This is a genomic window from Desulfosporosinus cupriresistens, assembly GCF_001707885.1.
In the GTDB taxonomy this organism is placed as follows: Bacteria; Bacillota; Desulfitobacteriia; order Desulfitobacteriales; family Desulfitobacteriaceae; genus Desulfosporosinus.
The window spans coordinates 37,391-57,107 of sequence record NZ_MASS01000025.1; the positions used below are offsets into that span (position 1 = coordinate 37,391).

General features: G+C 39.5%; 17 protein-coding genes. All 17 read left to right on the forward strand.

Annotation, left to right across the window (positions count from 1 at the left end; genetic code table 11):
* Positions 1–4: 4 nt before the first annotated feature.
* Entirely contained in the window at positions 5–1,630 is a 1,626-nt protein-coding gene (gene dsrK, locus DSBG_RS11585; RefSeq protein WP_068964489.1) for a sulfate reduction electron transfer complex DsrMKJOP subunit DsrK, read from the forward strand.
* A complete protein-coding gene (gene dsrJ / locus DSBG_RS11590) occupies positions 1,630–2,097 on the forward strand; it encodes a sulfate reduction electron transfer complex DsrMKJOP subunit DsrJ (protein WP_068964490.1) in 468 nt (155 codons plus the stop codon). Before dsrK ends, dsrJ begins: the two co-directional genes overlap by 1 nt.
* Positions 2,094–2,900 carry a sulfate reduction electron transfer complex DsrMKJOP subunit DsrO gene (gene dsrO / locus DSBG_RS11595; protein ID WP_068964491.1) on the forward strand — a complete coding sequence of 269 codons (807 nt, stop codon included), beginning with the start codon at positions 2,094–2,096 and terminating at the stop codon, positions 2,898–2,900. The genes dsrJ and dsrO overlap by 4 nt, the downstream gene beginning before the upstream one ends.
* The gene (gene dsrP / locus DSBG_RS11600; protein WP_068964492.1) at positions 2,893–4,056 is read left to right on the forward strand and encodes a sulfate reduction electron transfer complex DsrMKJOP subunit DsrP; all 1,164 of its coding nucleotides are present in this window, start codon (positions 2,893–2,895) and stop codon (positions 4,054–4,056) included. The genes dsrO and dsrP overlap by 8 nt, the downstream gene beginning before the upstream one ends.
* A 172-nt stretch (positions 4,057–4,228) precedes the next feature.
* Positions 4,229–4,546, forward strand: coding sequence for a TusE/DsrC/DsvC family sulfur relay protein (locus tag DSBG_RS11605; protein WP_068964493.1), 318 nt, complete (start codon positions 4,229–4,231; stop codon positions 4,544–4,546).
* Positions 4,547–4,985: 439 nt separating this feature from the next.
* The gene (locus DSBG_RS11610; protein ID WP_068964504.1) at positions 4,986–5,636 is read left to right on the forward strand and encodes a class II aldolase/adducin family protein; all 651 of its coding nucleotides are present in this window, start codon (positions 4,986–4,988) and stop codon (positions 5,634–5,636) included.
* A gap of 221 nt (positions 5,637–5,857) precedes the next feature.
* Positions 5,858–7,114: an adenosylhomocysteinase gene (locus DSBG_RS11615; protein WP_068964494.1), complete on the forward strand. Its 1,257-nt coding sequence runs from the start codon at positions 5,858–5,860 to the stop codon at positions 7,112–7,114.
* A 339-nt stretch (positions 7,115–7,453) separates the two neighbouring features.
* Complete coding sequence (locus DSBG_RS11620) at positions 7,454–9,784, forward strand: type IA DNA topoisomerase (RefSeq protein WP_068964495.1); 2,331 nt, start codon at positions 7,454–7,456, stop codon at positions 9,782–9,784.
* A 475-nt stretch (positions 9,785–10,259) separates the two neighbouring features.
* Positions 10,260–11,546 (forward strand): glycosyltransferase family 39 protein, encoded by a 1,287-nt coding sequence (locus DSBG_RS11625; protein WP_176716257.1) that lies wholly within the window; start codon positions 10,260–10,262, stop codon positions 11,544–11,546.
* Positions 11,533–11,865: a GtrA family protein gene (locus tag DSBG_RS21835; protein ID WP_242877572.1), complete on the forward strand. Its 333-nt coding sequence runs from the start codon at positions 11,533–11,535 to the stop codon at positions 11,863–11,865. Before DSBG_RS11625 ends, DSBG_RS21835 begins: the two co-directional genes overlap by 14 nt.
* Positions 11,838–12,782, forward strand: a complete 945-nt coding sequence (locus DSBG_RS11630; protein WP_068964497.1) for a glycosyltransferase family 2 protein — start codon at positions 11,838–11,840, stop codon at positions 12,780–12,782. Before DSBG_RS21835 ends, DSBG_RS11630 begins: the two co-directional genes overlap by 28 nt.
* A gap of 157 nt (positions 12,783–12,939) precedes the next feature.
* Positions 12,940–14,121: a DEAD/DEAH box helicase gene (locus DSBG_RS11635; protein ID WP_491005736.1), complete on the forward strand. Its 1,182-nt coding sequence runs from the start codon at positions 12,940–12,942 to the stop codon at positions 14,119–14,121.
* A 74-nt stretch (positions 14,122–14,195) separates the two neighbouring features.
* Positions 14,196–15,068 carry an AAA family ATPase gene (locus DSBG_RS11640; RefSeq protein WP_068964499.1) on the forward strand — a complete coding sequence of 291 codons (873 nt, stop codon included), beginning with the start codon at positions 14,196–14,198 and terminating at the stop codon, positions 15,066–15,068.
* 56 nt (positions 15,069–15,124) lie between these two features.
* Complete coding sequence (locus DSBG_RS11645) at positions 15,125–16,483, forward strand: VWA domain-containing protein (protein ID WP_068964500.1); 1,359 nt, start codon at positions 15,125–15,127, stop codon at positions 16,481–16,483.
* 41 nt (positions 16,484–16,524) lie between these two features.
* Entirely contained in the window at positions 16,525–17,934 is a 1,410-nt protein-coding gene (gene cls / locus DSBG_RS11650) for a cardiolipin synthase (RefSeq protein ID WP_242877574.1), read from the forward strand.
* Between the two features lie 192 nt (positions 17,935–18,126).
* Positions 18,127–18,510: a desulfoferrodoxin gene (locus tag DSBG_RS11655; RefSeq protein ID WP_009616834.1), complete on the forward strand. Its 384-nt coding sequence runs from the start codon at positions 18,127–18,129 to the stop codon at positions 18,508–18,510.
* 1,077 nt (positions 18,511–19,587) lie between these two features.
* The coding region (locus DSBG_RS21840) for an FAD-dependent oxidoreductase (RefSeq protein ID WP_141694298.1) at positions 19,588–19,717 on the forward strand (130 nt) is incomplete at its 3' end.

Consider the following 19,717-nt stretch of genomic DNA (forward strand, 5'->3'; position numbering starts at 1 on the left):
GAGGATGGCAAAAGTTGAAAAAGTTAAGACTCCTAAACCAGAAGAACTATCTAATATTAGTTATCATCCTCCTGCAACGGATTGGATGGATACACCAACCGAATTCAAACCGGGTACCTACTGTTGGGGTGCAAAGGAAAAAGATCTGATAACTCTGGGGTTACCTAATCCGAGACAATGGTCCCCAGCCGACGAAGACTGGAAAGTGCCTGAGGGTTGGGAAACAACCATATTAGACGGAATTGCCGAGAGATTAAGCAAATATCGCTCGTTTAAGGTTTTTATGGATATTTGTGTTAGATGTGGTGCCTGTGCCGATAAATGTCACTTCTATATAGCTACTGGTGACCCGAAAAATATGCCTGTTCTTAGAGCAGAACTGCTGAGATCAGTCTATAAAAAGTATTTTACTAAATCCGGTAAATTCCTGGGGCGCTTAGCTGGAGCGAGAGAACTTGATATGGATGTGCTCAAAGAATGGTGGTCCTACTTTTTTCAATGTACTGAGTGTCGTCGCTGTTCTGTTTTCTGTCCATATGGTATCGACCAAGCTGAGGTAACAATAATCGGTAGAGAACTTCTTAACTTAGTGGGCTTAAACATTGACTGGATCTCGGGACCAGCAGCAGCTTGTTATATGAAGGGAAATCACCTCGGTCTTGAGCCTCATGCAATTACGGGGAATATTGAAACCATGTGTGATGATATCGAGGAGATTACTGGTATTAGAGTAAATCCCACCTTTAATAGGAAAGGTGCCGAGATATTATTTATCACACCATCAGGAGACTTTTTAGGAGAGCCGGGCATTTATACCTGTATGGGTTATCTTATGCTATTCCATGAACTTGGTCTTGATTACACTTGGAGTACCTACGCTTCCGAGGGTGGAAACTTTGGATTTTTTACTTCGAATGACACTGCGAAGAGACTCAACTACAAGATTTATGCAGAAGCAAAAAGATTAGGGGTTAAATATATCATTGGTGGAGAATGTGGCCACATGTGGAGAGTTCTTAATCAATATATGGATACTTGGCATGGCCCTGCAGATTTCCTGGAGGTTCCGGTATCACCAATAACTGGAACAAGGTTTGAAAATGCTAAGTCTACTAAAATGATTCATATCTCCGAATTTACGGCTGATTTAATTAAGCACAATAAACTAAAACTTGATCCAAGTCGGAATGATCATCTCAAAGTAACTTATCATGACTCCTGTAATCCTTCGAGAGGGATGGGTCTTCTTGAAGAGCCCCGCTATATCATCAAGTCTGTTTGCAATAATTTCTACGAGATGCCTGAAAACACAATCAGAGAGAAGACTTTCTGTTGCGGAAGTGGTTCAGGATTAAATGCCTCAGAAAATATGGAACAGCGTATGAGGGGCGGCTTTCCTCGCGCCAATGCAGTTAGATACGTTCAAGAGAAACATGGGGTTAATATGCTGGCTAATATTTGCGCAGTGGATCGTGCTGCATTCCCGGCTCTTATGGACTACTGGTGTCCAGGGGTAGGGGTTACAGGAACGACTGAGCTGTTGGCAAATGCTTTAGTGATGAAGGGCGAGATTAGGAGAACACTCGACATACGTCTTCAGGATCTTCCAGGAAAGGGAGGTAATGAGTAATGTACAAAGGCGGAAAAATTATTGTTGGGCTCATTATCTTTTTAGCTTTCCTGACGTTTCCTTTCTTCTCTAATATGGGTAAAGCAAACGCGGGGCCCGAAAATCTTGAAGCGAACCTTCAGCAAACTGCAGATACACAATGTGTTGAACCAGCAGATTATATGAGGAACAATCATATGCAACTCCTCAATCAATGGAGGCAGGCATACGTTCGTGATGGACTGACAGAATATACGAACAGTCAAGGAAAGACATTCGAAATCAATATTGATACGTGCACAAAATGTCATTCAACTGGGGCGGCATCGAACACAGCAGGAGTGAGTAATCCAGCAGTAAATGAAGTAGGAGTTAGTAACCCGGCAGTGAATACGTCTGATCAGTTTTGTGTTTCCTGCCATAATTATGCATCTGTAAAGCCGACCTGTTGGAGTTGCCACTCTGAGCCAGGGGGGGCAACAAAATGAGCATTAATAGAAGACAATTTCTGAGAAGAGCTGGTATTGTTACCGCATTAGGACTTGGTGGTTCATTCGCTATTACTGGTTTACGCGGTAAAGTAGTTGAGGCGGCTGGTGAAGCTGGGTATAAGACGTCAGAAAATGCTTTAGAAGCGAAACACTGGGCTATGGTTGTGGATATGAGTAAATTTAAATCAGAAGATGACTTTAGAAGAGTTACTGAATCGTGCGTAAGCATTCACAATATTCCTGACTTTGGTAATCCAAAAGATGAGATAAAGTGGATATGGGAAGACGATTACGAGCATACTTTTTCCGGCGGGGATAACGAATATTTGACTGAAAGTTTTAAAGAACTACCTTTTACTGTAATGTGTAATCACTGTGAAAATCCTCCATGTGTCAAGGCATGTCCTACGGGGGCGACCTTCAAAAGACCTGATGGAATCGTCGACATGGACTATCACCGTTGTATTGGCTGTAGATTTTGCATGGGAGCTTGTCCCTTTGGAGCACGGAGTTTTAATTACAGGGATCCTAGACCGTTTATTAAAACGATTAACCCTAATTTTCCGACGAGAACGCCTGGGGTTGTTGAAAAATGCACTTTTTGTGTAGAGCGATTGGCTAAAGGTCAAATGCCAGCCTGTGTAGAAGTTTCGAATGGCGGACTAATATTTGGCGATTTGGATGATCCTAACTCTGAGGTTCGAAAAATAGTCAGTAGTAAATTTACTATTCGTCGTAAAACAGAGTTAGGGACCCAGCCAAGTGTTTACTACCTTGTAGGAGGTGAAGATCATGCTTGAAAAAGCTCTGACCGGTAGTAAGAAATACTGGGCATGGATTATCTTCCTGCTTGCTGTGATCGCGGTTGGTTTTATGGCTTACCTTAAACAGTTTAGTTATGGTCTTGGTCTAACTGGTATGAGCAGAGATGTTTCATGGGGCTTGTACATTGCCCAGTTCACTTTCCTTGTGGGTGTTGCCGCATCAGCTGTTATGCTTGTCACTCCTTATTATCTCCATGATTTTAAGAAGTTTGGTAAAATGGTCATCTTCGGTGAATTCTTAGCAGTTTCCGCAGTGATCATGTGTATCTTGTTTATCTTTGTAGATGTCGGTCAACCAATGCGGATTTTAAATGTTCTCTTATATCCCCAATTACATTCAGTCATGTTTTATGATATGTGTGTTTTATGTGGTTATCTGGCCATCAATATTATTGTAGGGTGGACGTCTCTTGGCGCTGAGCGAAAAGGCACTCCGACACCAAAGTGGGTAAAGTTTCTCGTTTATCTATCGGTACCCTGGGCTTTCAGTATTCATACTGTTACAGCTTTCTTATACGCTGGTCTGCCGGGAAGACACTTTTGGTTAACAGCTATTATGGCCGCTCGTTTTCTAGCATCTGCTTTCGCGGCTGGCCCATCACTACTTATTCTTTTGTTGTTGATTGTGCGAAAGGTAAGTAAATTTGACCCAGATCCTCCGGGTGTTGGGGCAATTCAATCGCTGGTTAAAATTATTCGGTATGCTATGATTGCGAATGTCTTCTTCTATATTTGTGAAGTATTCACAGCTTTCTACAGTAGTATACCGGGCGAAATGGCAGCGTTTAAGTATGTATTCGTTGGACTTGACGGACATTCGAGTCTAGTTCCCTTTATGTGGACAGCAACATTTCTTGCATTTCTTGGGATAGCTTTACTTGTTTTCCCAACACGTAAGAATAAAGTGCTTTTACCTATAGCTCTTCTAGCAATTTTCTTTGCCAATTGGATTGACAAAGGGGTAGTGCTCATCATTGCTGGATTTGTACCAAATTCTTTCGAACGAGTAACTGAGTATTTCCCGACAAGTAATGAAATATCCATTGTTCTTGGTGTATATGCGATTGGATTTCTGATCCTAACTATTCTTTATAAGGTCGCTATCGCTGTTAGAGAAGAAAAAGCTCAATAGACTTAGTTGGTTTTTTTGATACTTGTTTGAGCGGTGAGAGGAATACAATTCAACTGTTACATTTAGAAACGCTGGATTGAGACTGCTCCTGTTTGCTGTAAAAGTAGTCTAGCCTAGTAACCAAACTCAAACAGTTATCAATTTTAATAAACTCAAAGGAGGAAAAATTAAAATGGCTCAACTTGTTGTAGGTGATTTAACAGTAGAATTGGATGAAGATGGTTTTCTCGAGGATTCTGCAGCTTGGAATGAAAGTGTTGCACTGGCTCTTGCTGCCACTGAGGATGTGGAGGAGCTTACTGAAGAACATTGGAAACTGATCAACTACCTTAGAGACTATTATGCACAATATGGTGTTGCACCAATGGTTCGGAAAATGTGTAAAGACACTGGTTTTGATCAAAAGAAGATTTATGTACTGTTTCCAGGTGGTCCAGGAAAAGGCGCCTGTAAAGTTGCAGGTCTTCCTAAACCAACCGGTTGCGTCTAATTTCTAGGGAGGGTAGCCTCCCTTTTTTTGTGCCATCGGGACGAATAATCTATCGTTCTAAAGTCCCTTCTCGCCATCACGGCACCATGCCATCCATGGCGGAGCTCTAACCACTAAAGTCCTGTTCAAGTCTTGGCTACAGGGACTCTTGCCATCTATAGGTAGCGCGTAAACGCAACAGAGACGGTCTGGACTTGTGGTCTGTCACAAAGCCGAGTTATTTAATCATAAAAGTTAATTATGCTCGTTAAACCTAGGCTGAAATTGGCCTAGGTTTAGCTTTTTTCAAGGATTACAACCCCTAGTACTAAGATCCAAAAGCTACATAGAAAGTCTGTTTGCTAATTTCTCAAAAAATTACTATGATGGTATTTGGAAATAACAAAAAGTGAAGGTCAATTTTGTTTCTTGTGACTTGAAATGGGAAGGTGAAAACTTAATGGATAAACTACTTACAACCCGTAAAAAAGTGGTGGAAAAAGGAATCAAAATGTTGTCGACAAACCTTACAGTCGGAACTTGGGGGAATATCAGTTGTCGGATTCCTGGAGAAGACTATTTTGCTATTACTCCAACCGGTATGAGCTACGACATGTTAGTGCCTGAGGATATTGTTATATTAGACTTAAGAGGAAATATTATTAATGGAGCTCGAAAACCTTCCATTGAAGTGCCATTGCACTTGACGATTTATAATTCTCGTGAAGATATACAGGCAATTGTACATACACATAGTCCCTACGCGACAGCTATGGCCGTAGCACGAAAAGAAATTCCAGGAGTGATCGAAGATTTGGTGCAGATTGTAGGTGGATGCGTGCGAGTAAACGAATACGCGCTACCAGGAACTGTACAACTTGGAATTAATACCGTTAAAGCTATGAATGAACGTAACGCAGTTTTGCTTGCCAACCATGGTATGTTAGGCGCAGGTCGGGATTTAGTAGAGGCCTTTAGGGTTTGTCAAGTAGTCGAGAAGTCTGCACAAATCGTAATTCTCGCCCAGCTCATGGGCGGTGCAGTGGAATTAACGCAAGATGATATTGAAGGAATGCGAAACTTTTATCTTAATGCGTATGGTCAGAGATAAAGAAAGCAAATCAGTTTTTCTCAGTGTATGTATAAGAAATAATAAGCGTTTTAGAGTATAATTAGTGCAGAGACATATATTAAAGTAATCATAGTAGCGCTTAGGAAGGACTTATTTGATCTGAGGATACTTAATCCTTGAGATGAGCGAGGTATTTCACAAAGTAGTTTTGTAATATTCTGCATCAAAATATTAAGAAAAGAAAGAAGGTAAATAAATACATGAAATTCACTATTCGAGACTTAGGATTAGCACCTCTTGGGCAACGTAAAATTGATTGGGTAACACCTCGGATGCAAGTACTTAATATGGTACGGAAGGAATTTGAAGAACAACTCCCCTTTGCTGGAAAGAAAGTAGTTATTTGTTTACATTTAGAAGCTAAAACAGCTTACTTAGCGCATGTGATAAGAGCTGGTGGTGCTGAAGTGACTGTGGTCGCTAGTAATCCGCTTTCCACTCAGGATGATGTAGTAGCTGCACTTGTTCAACAAGGAATAGGAGCACATGCTTGGTATAATGCGACGGATGAAGAATTTAATCATCATCTACAATTGGCTCTCGATACGGAACCAGACTTTATCATTGATGACGGGGGAGATCTCGTATCAACGATACATACAACTCGCCCTGAACTTCTCCAGAAAGTCAAGGGAGGTGCTGAAGAGACGACAACGGGTGTTCTGCGTTTGCATTCTATGGAGAGTGATGGGGTTCTGAAGTTTCCAATGATTGCTGTCAATGATGCTCAATGTAAGTACTTATTTGATAACAGATATGGTACTGGTCAATCTGTTTGGGACGGGATTATGCGAACAACTAATTTGGTAGTTGCCGGCAAAACAGCTGTCATTGCTGGATATGGCTGGTGCGGTAAAGGGGTTGCACTTCGTGCAAAGGGGTTAGGAGCACGAGTTATCATTTGCGAAATTAACCCTATTAAAGCAAATGAGGCGCTGATGGATGGATTCGAAGTAATGCCAATGGTCGAGGCAGCAAAGTGCGGTGATTTCTTTATAACGGTGACGGGCAACACAGATATTATTAATAAAGAACATTTTGTTTTAATGAAATCTGGTGCTGTCATGTGTAATGCGGGACACTTCGATGTAGAGGTTAACGTAGCACAACTGAAAGAAATAGCAATCTCTGAGAAAACTGCTAGGACTAACATAACTGAATATACGCTTCCTAGTGGGCAACAAGTATACCTTTTGGCAGAGGGACGTTTAGTTAATCTAGCTGCTGGGGATGGGCACCCAGCGGAAGTCATGGACATGACGTTTGCTTTACAGGCGCTATCACTACAATACGTTGCATTGAACCACGACAAACTATCGGCAAAAGTTTATCAAGTGAATGCAGAGATTGATGAGAAAGTTGCAACACTTAAACTCCAATCCTTAGGTTTATCAATTGACACATTGACTAAGGAGCAAGAACGTTACCTTGCTTCTTGGAGTTCTGAAGGGGCCTAAAACTTTATCAGGAATGAGATGAAATTTAATATATTCATTATTAATAATGAGAAAACACCGTTTTTTAAACGGTGTTTTTGTGCTTGTTACGCATTTTGGTTGTTTAGAAGGAAAACCGCTCTGTTCGTTTAAAAGCTGCACAAAGATACGATTCGATATATGCTATAATGGAGTCCCATATTTTATTTAATAGGTATCAAATAAATATTAATTAACCATTAAAAACAATACCTAATAATGGTAAACTTAAAGAGAAGGATTAGTCCCATATGCAAATGTTGCGTATATCAATTGGAAAACTGATAGAATCTGGATTAAGAGAAAAGAGAGGCCTAAGGCATGGGAAAAACTCTAATTGTAGCAGAAAAACCGTCTCAAGCTCGTGAATATGCTACAGCCTTGGGTGTCAAGGTCAAGAAAGACGGGTATATTGAAAGTGAACAGTATATAATTACGTGGTGCTATGGTCATCTTTTAGAGCTGGAGCGACCGGAAGCTTATATGAATCTGGAGCGAGTCGGCAGACGCTGGAGTTTAAAGCGTTTGCCTGTTTTGCCAAGTTTGAACGATTTTCGTCGTGTGGTCAAACCTGGGGCGAGCAAACAATTTCAGATGATTCAACAGTGGTTGAAGTCTTCAGAAATCGAAGAGGTTATTTGCGGAACAGATGCTGATCGAGAAGGGCAGTTACTCTTTCAGGAAGTGTGGGATGTATCCCAGTGCAATAAACCCTTGTCGAGGCTGTGGATTTCCTCGCTGACGACAGCTGCGATTCGGGAAGGGTTAAAGCATCTTCGGCCCGCAGAATCGGTGGCTGGGCTTGCTGCTGCTGGTTACGGCAGAGCATTCGCCGACTGGGATTTTGGTATGAATCTAACTGAAGGGTTTACAGCGTTGTTCGGGAGTTTTGATGCTGTGCGAAAAAAACCTAATGTCATTTCGGTAGGAAGGGTGCAGACTCCGACACTTGCCTTGATCGTAGAACGAGAATGGGAGATTGAATGTTTTGTACCCCAATGTTTTTACGAAGTACGGGCTGAGTTCGTGACAGCTCAGGGGGAATATCCAGGCAAGTGGTTTGATTCAAGTGAAGAGTCGAAGCGTATCACTAATCCTCGAGATGCGCTGAACATCGTTGCCAAAACGCAAAATAAACCAGGAAAAATAACCAAAATGGAGCAGAAGGATGTCCAAGAGCCTGCACCGCTTCTATTTGATCTAACTTCACTGACGATAGCTGCCTCTAAGAGATACGGCTTCAGTGCTGAAAAGGTTCTCCAGTTGGCCCAGTCTCTTTATGAGAAAAAGGCTATTACTTATCCTCGAACCGATTGCGCTTACTTACCGGAGGATTTGTTATCCAAATTACCAGACCATCTCAAGGCTGTTCGTCAAGAGCCTTATACGAATTTTGTGGATGAAGCAATTGGTTTTGGTGTGCCTTCGGGTAAGCGTGTGATCAATACTATTACTGCACATCATGCCATTATACCGACAACGGAGAAAGTCGTCATCGTAAGACTTACGACCGAAGAGCAAAAACTCTATGATTTAATAATTCGTCGTTTCCTGGCCGTTTGGCTTCAGCCTGCTCGATATCATCAGACCGACGTGATAACTGAGGTTGAGGGTGAGCCCTTTCGCACGAGAGGCAAGGTTCTGTTAAGTGCGGGATGGAAAAAGCTTTACGGACCGGATGAAATTGAGGATAAAATCACACGTAAAACCAAAAAGAAGGATGGCAAAGAACAGACAGAGGATGAAAATGTTACACTACCTCCTTTGACTAAGGGGGAAAACGTGCGTACGAAACGTGTTTATAGCGAGGAAAAGACCACCAAACCTCCAAAACGCTTTACCCAGGGAGATCTGCTTAAAGCAATGGAAGGCGCAGGTAAGCAAATTGATGATGAGTTGCTTCGCCAGCAATTGAAAGGCAAAGGGTTGGGCACTGTAGCGACTAGGCCAGCAATCATAGAAAACCTTATCGAACGGGGATACATGCTTCAAGAGCAAAAGGTGTTGAAACCTACTGAAAAAGGGTCCGAACTTATTCGTCTCATTAAAGAACGGCTTCCTCAAGCTCAACTCTTGATTAGCGCTGAAATGACTGGTCAGATGGAGTTCAATCTTTCAAGAGTAGAGAATGGAGAACTAACGATAGAAAGTTATATGGCGGATGTGGAAGACGCCATTGGTCGAATTATCGAGGAATTGCGTTTCTTCGAGCACAAAAACGGTAAAATCCCATTGGCTCTTGCACCTTCATCTCGAACTCAGGGAGCAGGAAAGAAAGGGGAGAGAACAAACAGCAAGAATACGCTGAAGGACCGAGAGTCGGCGAAGATTGCCGGGGGAATGGCAGGAAAGTCTACTGTGGAGGATAAGGCTGTAACGTTAGGGCTTTGTCCTAGGTGCGGTGGCGATGTGATTGAAGGGCAGAAGGGGTTTGGGTGTGCGAGTTGGCGAGAAGGATGTCGCTTCGTAGTATGGAAAGATCCGATCTACGGTAAAGTGCTCACTCCAAATCAAATTAAAAGTCTATTAAAGAAAGGAAAAACACCGTTAATAAAAGGGTTTAAATCGAAATCGGGTAAATCATTTGCAGCCTATCTGATCTGGGAAAATCCAGCTGAGGCAAAATTGAAATTTGAGTTTAAAGGAGAATAAAACAAACAAACATCGCGATCACAAATGATCGCAATGTTTGTTTTGTTTCATCTAAGAGCTGTTCCATAACAGGTCATAGCATTACAGGTAAAAGGAATTTAATTTGTTAAAAAGAAGGTATTTTCATAATATTGACGAATTATGAGATTACAGGAAAAAGGAATAATAGAGAGCTAGGCATCAAATAAGTAATATTGAGGTAGAGTTCAGAAAGGATGTCTCAATGTTTAACAGAAATGCTGCTAACAAGTGTTTATCTAAGTTAGCTCTAATTATACTAAATATTATAGTAATAGCCTGCATTTGCTATTTTGCGGTTTCATCGTCTTCATTTTCATTAGTGGCCAAAAGCTTTTCACTTATATGTTGCTTATTCATTCTTGTAGTTGTTTACGGAAAAAAGAGGTTTGAGAGCTGGATTTGTAAATTAATAAATCGATTAGGCTGTAGGAATACTCTGATTTTGATAATCCTATTGGGATTCTCAATGAGACTTCTATGGATTTTATTAGTTCCTACTATTCCAATTTCTGATTTCGGACTAATGTACGAATATGCTAAAGAAATTCAACAAGGTAATTTTACGGGATTTCATAATTATGCTTATTTTGCACGCTTTGCACATGATACTATAACAGTTTTGTACTTTTCAATTTTTTATAATCTTAAGTCAAATCCACTTATAATAATAAAGTTTATGAATGTATTGTTCTCAACTCTGGCCATATATTATATGTATAAAATTGTCGAGCAAATATATGATGTATGGCTTGGTTTATTGGCTGCATTCCTACTTGCAATATTTCCGCCATTTATTATGTATAATTCCCAAACCATGTCCGAAAATATAGCGATCACCTTTTATTTAATAAGCGTCTATTACTTTATGTTAGTTATTAATAAAAAGAAGAAGTTTCATGGGAACGAGTTAAGGAATTTATGTTTTTGTGGTCTAGCGCTTGCTATGGCAAATATGTTTAGAATGGTTGGTTCGGTTTTTCTGATCGCCTACATAATGTATTTGATTTTGTTTAGAGATGTAAGAAAACTTTATTTCTTGATGCCTTTCATGCTCCTTACCTATTTTATACCAATATTTTTAATTAGTTCTATACTTATTTATAATGGGATAACTGAAACTCATCTATGGAACTCTAAAGAGCCTATCTGGACATCAGTTTTGAAAGGAACAAATTTTGAGTCTAACGGGCATTGGAACGTCGAGGACGCCAAACTTCCAGAAATCTATAACCATGATCCGGATAAAATTACGCAAGCCAGTAAACAGATAATTAAAGAAAGACTATTAAACGCCTCACCACAAAAAATCTCAACTTTTTACTTGTATAAATTTGGATCTGAATGGGCAGATCCAGATATGAGTGCTTATGAATGGGCAACTAAAAATATTCCTGAAAGTAGTCCTACTGCTAATCTAATAAGAAAATTGAAATCGGAAATTCTGATAGTAACAACGTTGTTTTATCTATTTCTTTTGTATTTTAGTATTAAATCTCTGCTGAGAAACAGAGATCGTCCTGAAGAAATAAGCTTCTTTTTATTATTATTTTGCGGGTTTGTGATACTTCTCTTAATCACTGAAGCTCAAGCCAGGTACGCTTTTGTAATTTCTTGGATTTTCATAATCTTGGCAATTGGAGGATTAAAGGGGAGACATGTTACAGATTTTAAAATTCAGCGTAGTAGGAGTATTAAATACAGCGATCTCCTGCGTTTCCTACTCTCTAATGGTCTTTCTTAGTGTCAATTATATTGTAGCCAATGTCCTCTCGTATAGTATTGGTACAATAAATAGTTACTTATGGAATAAGGGATGGGTATTCAATTCAAATGAGCGTCACTCAAAGATCCTCTATAAATTTATAGGCGTTAACAGTATTACCTTATTGTTTAACAGTTTTGTGCTGTATGCTTTAGTCTCAATTTTTAGCTTAAATAAATTGATAAGCCAGATTATAGCAACCTTATTGGGAATGACATTGAACTTTATTTTAAATAAAGTATGGACGTTTGGAGGTAGGAAGGTTAAAAAATGCGCGAAAAATATTTATTATCGATAGTTATACCTATGTATTGTGAAGAAGAAGTTGCAGAGGAATGCTATCAGCGAATAACTAAAGTAATGAAAGATAATGGATATTGCTACGAGCTTTTGTTTATCAATGATGGCAGTAAAGATAATACTATTAATATATTAAGGGCGTTAGCAACCCGTGATGAGAAAGTTAAGGTAGTCAACTTTTCTAGAAACTTCGGTCACCAAACTGCGGTTACATGTGGTATAGATCTGGCTTTAGGCGATGCAATCGTATTAATAGATGCCGATTTGCAAGATCCGCCCGAGCAAATTAAAAACATGGTTGATCTTTGGCACCAAGGCTATGATGTAGTTTATGGCAAACGCAAAAAAAGAAATGGTGAAACTATATTCAAACGTTTCACTGCTAAATGTTTCTATAGGGTTTTGGCCTATATGTCCGATGTTGATATTCCAATAAACACAGGTGATTTTAGACTGATTGATAAACGTGTGGCAACTGCATTTTCCGCTATGCCCGAAAGAAATAGATTTGTGAGGGGTATGATTGCTTGGTTAGGTTATAATCAAACACATATCGAATATGAACGAGATGAACGTTTTGCAGGGAAAACAAAATATCCTCTCAAAAAAATGCTGAAATTTGCTGGAGATGGAATAATATCTTTTTCTTCAAAGCCATTAAAATTGATGTCTACAATAGGTTTTTTAACTATTATCTTGGCCTTCATTATTCTTATCTACTCAATAGTACAAAAAATATCTGGAGGATCGACCTCATCTGGTTGGGCATCACTAATGGTGGCAATAACCTTCTTCAGCGGAGTACAGCTGTTCTCAATTGGCATTTTAGGAGAATATATTGCAAGGATATATGACGAAAGTAAAAACAGACCATTATATATCATAAAGGATAAATATAACTTCATGATAGAATGAACTTGCTTAGGTATCCCTGCCGCCTGTGATCTTCATATTGTCATTGGAGCTTAAAATTTCTCTAAAACTATAAAACAGGATATAATAGTGAAATCATGCCAATATGCTGGTCATGCTGGAGAAGATGATAGCAGTCATACAATTCATTTTAAATAGAATGGAGATTTCAATGTTAACATCATTTGATCACTTCGAGCTTGACGAGGCGCTAGTAGCCGGCCTAAAACATGAGGGAATCACCAAACCAACAGCAATTCAAGAACAAACGATTCCATTCATATTAGGGAATAGAGATGTTGTAGGCCAATCGGAAACAGGTACGGGAAAAACCTTAGCCTATCTTCTTCCTATATTTCAAAAGATTGATACGCAAAAGCGAGAAGTCCAAGCCTTAATCCTTACACCAACGCATGAACTGGCCATCCAAATTCAAAGAGCAATTGAACTATTAGTTAAAGATTCAGGGCTTGCGGTCACCTCAGCTGTAATTATAGGGAACGTAAATATCACGCGACAAATCGAAAAACTAAAGAACAAACAGCATATTATTGTGGGTTCCAGTGGACGAATTCTTGAACTAATCCAGAAGAAAAAAATTACTGCCCAAACAATTAAGACGATAGTCCTTGATGAGGCAGATCGCCTACTTGACGAAAACAATTCTCACACGGTAAAAGCAGTTATTAAAACAACGTTGAGCAGAACACAACTCTTGTTGTTTTCTGCCACCTTACCATCGGTAACTTTACAGCGGGCTTCTGAGGTATTAAAAAACCCAGAGGTGATTCGCATTACTGATAAAGTGATGATTGCTCCCACCATTACCCACCAATATTTCTTAGCTGAGCAAAGAGATAAAATTGAAGTTTTGCGAAAACTGGTTCGCTTGGTTATCCCAACACGAGCCTTAATCTTTATCAATAAAAGTGAGGAAATAGAGAAGATGGTAGGGAATCTTAAATTCCATGGTTTAGAAGCGGAAGGAATTTACGGGGGAGCGAACAAGACCGATCGAAGGAAAGCAATGGATGATTTTAGAAGCGGTAAGATTAGCTTGCTCGTGGCTTCAGATTTGGCGGCCAGAGGATTGGACATCAAAGGGATCACTCATATTTTTAATCTTGATTTGCCAGAAGATCCACAACTTTATCTGCATCGAGTCGGGAGAACAGGCAGGGCTGGAGAAAGCGGTACGGCAATATCTATTGTGAGCGCTAAAGAGGTTTCCTATATTAAACGGTTGGAAAGTGCTTTTGAAATCATCATCAGCCCAAAGGAAATGCTTCTAGGGAAGATTGTAGATCTAAGAAAAAAAGCGACTATAGCAAAAAAGAAGTAAAAATAAGATTATTCTGACATCAATCCTAGCAAATGTAGTATAATTGAAAATAGTTGAGGAAAGGAGGAAATCAGGTGACGTCTCCTTTAGATTTAACTCGTGTGCTTGAAGAAGAAGGATATCTTATTGATAAAGAAGCAGCAACTACGTTGTTTCTTGCTTTGGCCTTAGAAAAACCTTGTCTTATTGAGGGACCAGCCGGGGTTGGGAAGACACAATTGGCATTGGCACTGGCGCGTGTAGAGAAACGGAAATTAATAAGGTTGCAGTGTTATGAAGGGCTTGATTTAAATAAGGCATTATATGATTGGAATTATGCTAAACAGCTCTTACGTTTACAGCTTTCCAAGACTGAAGATTGGGATCAGATAAAAGTTGATCTATTCTCGGAAGAGTTTTTGCTTTCTAGGCCTCTGCTTGAATCAATCCTTTCTCAGGAACCTGTTCTGTTATTGATTGATGAACTAGATAAGAGCGATGAGGAGTTTGAGAGCTTTCTCTTAGAGTTACTTGCGGAATTTCAGGTCACAATACCGGAAATAGGTACAATTTATTCAAACACAAAGCCAGTTGTGATCTTAACCAGTAATAATTCTCGTGACTTTAGTGATGCTTTAAGACGACGTTGTATACACATTTATTTGACGTATCCGTCGTTAGAACGAGAAATTTCTATCCTTAGTACTCAAGCTCCTGAGATTTCCGAACGATTAGCAAAGGATGTTTGTGAGTTTGTTGCTAGGGTAAGGAAGCTGCCCTTACAAAAGCTTCCGAGTGTATCTGAAACAATCGATTTCGCTCGAGCCCTGCAGTCACTTCATCAAACAGAATTAAACTATGGTGAACTCATGGGAACCCTTAGTGTGTTATTGAAATATCCAAAAGATATTGCAAAGTTGGAGGAACGTCTCAGAAAATGGGAGAGTGAGGCTGCCCAGCGTCGCTAAGTGGGTATTTATTAATTTTGAGCGCCGACTTAAAATAATGCAAAGGGACGGAGACTATGGATGGATGGAATTTTGTTCGGTTAGTTCATGCTTTGAGACAGGTTTCTCTATCGATTTCCTCTCAAGATATATTTGATGTTCAAACCTGTTTATCACGCTTTCCAGAATTATCGGAAAAACAAATAATCAAATCTATTTTAATTCACCGCCCCCAAGATACTGAGATCTTTGAGACGGTTTGGAGAATCCTATTAGAAAATCCAGAGTCGAGTACTCTGAATAACGCTGAGAACGAGACAAAAAATCCTGTCTTAGAAGAAAATCAAGACAGTTCAGGAATCGGTGGGCAAGGCATAGGACGTGGAAGTGGAGGAGTTAGCCTTACCACAAGAGGAAACAGTTTGGATTTTTCACACATCACTAAGCTAGTTCCTTTTTCTCGACTTGAGGAACTAACTTCTCATGGATTAGAATTTGAAGATATGGTTAAAACAATATTAGCAGAAATGGACTATTATACTTGGATCAATTCCTATGATTTAGCCTTTCAACGTGGTGAGCTTTCAGAAGAGACTTGGTACAAACATCAGGACAGTCGAGCCTCTCTTGTTAGTGAAATTCAGCAGCGGGTATTTACAGCTCAAGTTAGCGAGGAGAACAGTTGGGAACCCCTTGTGCGACAGCATTGGTTGATCAAGTCTTTAAGTACATTGACAGAAAAAGAGAAAGAACTTGTAAAATCGAGTATTCGGAAATGGGCGCGAAAATTGGCAGTTAGGCCAGGGACGCGTTGGAAAAATAGTCACCGAGGAACAATTGACATCTCCCAGATTGTTCGGCAAAGTGTACAATGGGATGGTTTACTTTTCCATTTGAATTATCGTAATAAAATTCCACGAGCTTCAGAATTGGTGGTATTATGCGATGTCTCGAATTCTATGGCCGCGTTCGTCGAGTTTCTAATCTATATGGTGACGTGTCTTAGAGCCCGTTTCCGTAAGATACGTGTTTTTTTCTTCATTGATTCCGTCTGGGATGTTTCTGAGTTTGTTTGTGATGATGATCTTAGCAGAGCTAAACAAGAGATTAAAAGCTCGGGAGATAAAGTGACTTCTGGGTTTTCGGATTATGGAACGGTATTTCGAGAACTCGCTGAGAACAAACTAAACGATGTGTCATCACGGGCGACCCTACTTATCTTGGGAGATGGTAAAAATAACTACCGCCCAGCTCAAACGGAATACTTGGCGCAAATCGCTGCAAAGGTGCGTAATGTCTTTTGGTTAAATCCTTTAGAATTAGAGGAGTGGAATGAGCGGGATAATATGATGAAAGAATATCAAAACTATTGTTCGAAAGTTTATCGGTGCCGTTCTGCCAGCGACTTACAGCGAATTGTACAGGATGTTTTCTAGAGGAGGTTAATAGCATTTTCATTCTTTTAGGATTCATTTGCTTGATTACACTGATGCAGCTTGTTTTCTTGGGTTCTGTTATTTTCTTGGAAAACAGGGACCCAACGAAAACTATCATCTGGTTACTAATTCTTGGAGCTCTGCCCGTTATGGGTGCTCTGCTTTATTTGCTTTTCGGACGTGTTGTTCGGAAACACCAACTTTCTCGGCATAAACAAGGGGGACAGGAGCAATTTGAGGAAATTCTGAAAGAGCAGCAAGTTAGGCTGAAGGCAGAGGACATTGACCGAGCAGGTACTATTTCAATGAATAAGAAGCTAGCTCAGCTTTTGCTTAACGATGCTGCAGCGCCACTAACCCTCAATAATCGTTTTGAAGTACTAACCAATGGGGCAGATACATTTAAGGCCCTTTTTGCTGCACTAGAAGGCGCTAAGGATCACATTCATCTGGAATTCTTTATTTTTCATTACGATGCGATTGGTCAAGATATTCTTAACCTGTTGATTAGTAAAGCGTCTCAAGGAGTTAAGGTACGCGTGCTCGTAGATGGGTTGGCAAATCGATCCCTCACGAAACGATTTGGAGAGTTGAGGAAAGTTGGGGTAGAAGCGGAAGGATTCTATCCTGTCCGTTTTCCTTTTTTGTCGAGACGGCTTAATCTGCGTAATCATCGCAAAATCGTTGTGGTTGATGGTCAGGTGGGTTTTATAGGTGGATTAAATGTTGGGGATGAATATTTGTCACGTAATAAGAGAATCGGATTTTGGCGGGATACTTTTCTTAAGTTGGAGGGAGACTCCGTTAACTTTCTGCAAAATGTTTTTCTAAATGACTGGAATGGCGTGACTCATCAGGACATTAATGATCTCTTATATTATCCGCAACCTCAATACTTCGGAAGGCAAATGACGCAAATTGCGGCCACTGGCCCTGATTCGGATTGGGGATCCATGTTGCAAATCTTTTTTGTGGCTTTAACTAGTGCAGAAAAGACAATTTATATTGAAACACCCTATTTCATCCCCGATGAAGGATCTGTCATGGCCTTGAAAACAGCTGCCCTTAGCGGTTTAGACGTCAGGATAATCTTACAAGGTGTTCCTGATCATAAGATTACATATTGGGCATCTCATTCGTATGTCGAAGAATTATTAGAATTGGGTGTCCGAATCTATCGTTATCAAAAAGGAATTCTTCATGCTAAAGTTCTAATACTTGATAGTAAAATTGGAGTCGTGGGATCGACTAACTTTGATATTCGCAGTTTTAGCTTAAATTTTGAAATTAGCGCCTTTATTTATGATTGCCAATTTGCGCTACGCCTGGAACAGGATTTTCATCAGGATCTTGCTGATAGTAAAGAAATACTGTTGGAGGAGTACAAAAAGCGTCCGTTAGCGAATCGTGTTAAAGAATCGAGTGCACGCTTGTTTTCACCATTGCTTTAATTAAATAATCTATATTTTAAAAGGAATTCTATAAATGAAAATTAAGAAACTTACTACAACCGATTGAGCTAAATATAAATCAAGAATTGTTGATTGTAATTATAAAAAAGTAATTTTTTTAAGGAGGAAATCTTACTTTTTTGGAGAATACTAAGAATAGGAAATTTTATAAAAGAAATGAGGGCATGTTAAATGACAAACTTAAGAGAGCTTTATGTCTGTAGTATTTGTGGAAATGTTGTTGAGGTTGTCAATACAGGGGCATCTGCGTTGGTCTGCTGTAATAAACCCATGGATAAATTGGCGGCTGGAAGTAAAGATGCTAGTCTGGAGAAGCATGTTCCTGTTATTGAGTCGGTCGACGGAGGTATAAAAGTCAAAGTGGGTAGCGTAGCACACCCGATGGAAGAGAAACATTTTATACGATTTATAGAGGTTTTGACCAAGGATCAAGTTCTAAGAGCTGAACTTGCACCAAACCAAGCACCAGAGGCTTCATTTTTGGTGAATTCCAACGACGTTCTTGAGGTTAGGGAATACTGTACAGTTCATGGTCTCTGGCAAGCTAACAAATAGTAACAGACAGTATTAAATAATAGGCAGGATTTCATCCTGCCTATTTTGTTGTTGACAAATATTGGCTGGAGAAACTATGCAACTGAAACTAAACTTTCATTTTACGTAACCTTGAAACGAGGGTTCATCATGATCGTTGGTAACCGCTACTAGCGATAAAAAAGCTGGGAATTAAAAAAGAGGGGGCTGTGCTAAAACTTGTTACTATATTGTCACATCCCCACTTTTGCTTCTATATCATCAAAACACAAGCGTCCTCACTCCACTTTAATAGTGAAATGAGGACGCTTATTGATTGTTGTAACCACTTGGAATTTTGGAGACTGAGTTTTCACACATCCCCTTCTTTTTTACTAATCAAGAATTTCTATTCTAATGTGAACCCAAGGGTTTAGGATAGTTCTCTGTATAGTTACCGGAGTTAGAGAGAAATGACCTTTTCAACAATTGGGATACAATCATTAACAAAAGATAAAAAAAGTTCTGAAAAATAAATATAAAATTCCCATCTCTTAATTTGAAATTTATATGGCGAATGCTTGTGGATTAGAGAACATGTTAATAGTCGATATTTAGCCTATGGACAACATCTTGCATTTTCTACATTTAGAAGCTGTTACGGAAGCAAAGATTACAAATTTTGCGTAATTACGACTCAATAATCTACTAAAGAATAAATTTACTATATAATATATTAATTGTGCTCATGTTGACTTATTATGACCTTAGTGCTAATCTTAATTTAGTTTAGTTTGTACATCATACTGTGATTTAAACTAAATAGATCATGCCTTGAAGCAAAAGATGTGATCTTATTTTTATATACGAATATGTGAAAAAAATCATATTGATTGTCGATTTTTAGAAGCTATGATTATTCTGTGTCTAGCCAGAACCTACCAATTTTGGTTTAGAAATAGCTTGGCAGTTACCTTATTTAGGGTTTTCCAGTCGATGAAAGCAAATATCTTCCCGCTAAAGGTAGGAGGATTGCTATTAGGTTGGTTCAGGGAAATTCTTGATCCAACTGGCTCGGCAAAAACCGAGAGTCTATTGGCATATAAGGGAGGTAAAAGGATGGCATATAAGAGTATTCTAGTAGTCGGAGGAGGAATAAGCGGACTAACGGCCGCAATAGAAGCTTCCGAGGCAGGAAACGAGGTTTATCTGGTTGAAGAGAAACCCTATCTAGGTGGTAGAGTAGCGC

Coding starts and splice junctions, on each gene's coding strand:
- dsrK (WP_068964489.1), top strand. CDS start 5: ATGGCAAAAGTTGAAAAAGTTAAGACTCCTAAACCAGAAGAACTATCT.
- dsrJ (WP_068964490.1), top strand. CDS start 1,630: ATGTACAAAGGCGGAAAAATTATTGTTGGGCTCATTATCTTTTTAGCT.
- dsrO (WP_068964491.1), top strand. CDS start 2,094: ATGAGCATTAATAGAAGACAATTTCTGAGAAGAGCTGGTATTGTTACC.
- dsrP (WP_068964492.1), top strand. CDS start 2,893: ATGCTTGAAAAAGCTCTGACCGGTAGTAAGAAATACTGGGCATGGATT.
- DSBG_RS11605 (WP_068964493.1), top strand. CDS start 4,229: ATGGCTCAACTTGTTGTAGGTGATTTAACAGTAGAATTGGATGAAGAT.
- DSBG_RS11610 (WP_068964504.1), top strand. CDS start 4,986: ATGGATAAACTACTTACAACCCGTAAAAAAGTGGTGGAAAAAGGAATC.
- DSBG_RS11615 (WP_068964494.1), top strand. CDS start 5,858: ATGAAATTCACTATTCGAGACTTAGGATTAGCACCTCTTGGGCAACGT.
- DSBG_RS11620 (WP_068964495.1), top strand. CDS start 7,454: ATGGGAAAAACTCTAATTGTAGCAGAAAAACCGTCTCAAGCTCGTGAA.
- DSBG_RS21835 (WP_242877572.1), top strand. CDS start 11,533: ATGGTCTTTCTTAGTGTCAATTATATTGTAGCCAATGTCCTCTCGTAT.
- DSBG_RS11630 (WP_068964497.1), top strand. CDS start 11,838: ATGCGCGAAAAATATTTATTATCGATAGTTATACCTATGTATTGTGAA.
- DSBG_RS11635 (WP_491005736.1), top strand. CDS start 12,940: ATGGAGATTTCAATGTTAACATCATTTGATCACTTCGAGCTTGACGAG.
- DSBG_RS11645 (WP_068964500.1), top strand. CDS start 15,125: ATGGATGGATGGAATTTTGTTCGGTTAGTTCATGCTTTGAGACAGGTT.
- DSBG_RS11655 (WP_009616834.1), top strand. CDS start 18,127: ATGACAAACTTAAGAGAGCTTTATGTCTGTAGTATTTGTGGAAATGTT.